The 1,133-nt window shown below is 62.9% G+C and carries 2 protein-coding genes and 1 pseudogene; 1 reads left to right on the forward strand and 2 read right to left on the reverse strand.

All coding sequences use genetic code 11. The features are described from left to right. Both EN906_RS34890 and EN906_RS34895 read right to left on the reverse strand, forming a co-directional pair. On the reverse strand, positions 1-275 hold a 275-nt coding region (locus EN906_RS34890), incomplete at its 3' end, for a DUF2155 domain-containing protein (protein ID WP_127375810.1). Between the two features lie 124 nt (positions 276-399). Next, on the reverse strand, positions 400-798 hold the full coding sequence (locus EN906_RS34895) for an NADH:ubiquinone oxidoreductase subunit NDUFA12 (protein WP_013531353.1): 399 nt from the start codon (positions 796-798) through the stop codon (positions 400-402). A 228-nt stretch (positions 799-1,026) separates the two neighbouring features. Between EN906_RS34895 and EN906_RS39085 the strand changes: the two are divergent. Continuing rightward, positions 1,027-1,133 (forward strand): annotated as a pseudogene (locus EN906_RS39085) (3-methyl-2-oxobutanoate hydroxymethyltransferase); the annotation flags it as partial.

Raw genomic sequence — 1,133 nt, forward strand, 5'->3', positions numbered from 1 at the left:
GCCTCGGCCTGCGGCCGCGAATAGCAGACGCGCGGCGTCACCTGCAAAGCGCCGAACTGCACCGTCTCGTCGATATAGACATCGAAGGTGATGATGCGGCCGGTAATCTTGTCGATACCGGCAAACTCGGCAACGGCATTGGGGACCCGGTCCGCTCCGGCGGGCAGCGCCGGCGCGGGGGCCGCGGGCTCAGGCGAAGCGGCGAAGGCCACGGTGCTGACGGCAAGACCGGCGGCTAGCGCCAGACTGGCCGATATTGAGTAAGAAAAGCTCATGCAAAGATACCGGTGGTTCGCGCCCGGGTGATTCTGTCGATCGCCAAGGCTAGTCGCCGTTTTCTGATCAGCAAGCAGCTAAACACCAATTGTGGCGATAAAGGACCGGCTTGCACCCTGTCGCCTACGACCCGGGTGTCCAGGCATCGTAGTCGCCGGTGACCTGCGGGCGGTGCTGATTGGTCAGCACCGAGCCCTTCGGGCGATAGGCCGCCGGGCTGCCGGTCAGATTGGGCTGATGCGGCTTTTGCCAATCGCGCGGCTTGTAGTCCTCGCTGGACGGCGCGACGTCGACGCGGTGGTGCATCCAGCCGTGCCAGCCGGGCGGTATCGCCGAAGCCTCCGAATAATTGCGGTAGATGACCCAGCGGCGCGTGCGGCCTTCCGAATCGATGCCGCCTTCGTAATAGAAATTGCCGGTCTCGTCCTGGCCGACCTTCTTGCCGTACCGCCACGTGTGCAGGCGGGTTCCTATCGTCTGGCTGTTCCACCAGGTGAAAAACTGCGTAAGGAAAGTCTTCATTTCAAAACCCTCGCGCCGGCAGCGCCCGTTTTCCTGCTTATGGCGTCAGGCCTTGCCGAAGGCAAGGCTTTTGCCACGGCGTGCGCGCAAATGGCTTGCCTGAAGCCCGACACAAGCCTGTGATCCTCCCGGTCGCTGCATGCACGCTTGCCAAGCCTTTGCGGTATTTCTAAAGCTCTGCGCGCCCATGCCTGCATCCAGCCCGGCTTGAGGCCAAGGAGGTGACGATTGGCCACGGAATTGCCGACCACCGACATTCGCATCAGCGCCGAGGCGATTCGCCACCGCAAGGGCGGCACGCCGATCGTTTGCCTGACCGCCTATACCTATCCCAT

Source organism: Mesorhizobium sp. M7A.F.Ca.CA.004.06.1.1, assembly GCF_003999135.1.
In the GTDB taxonomy this organism is placed as follows: domain Bacteria; phylum Pseudomonadota; class Alphaproteobacteria; order Rhizobiales; family Rhizobiaceae; genus Mesorhizobium.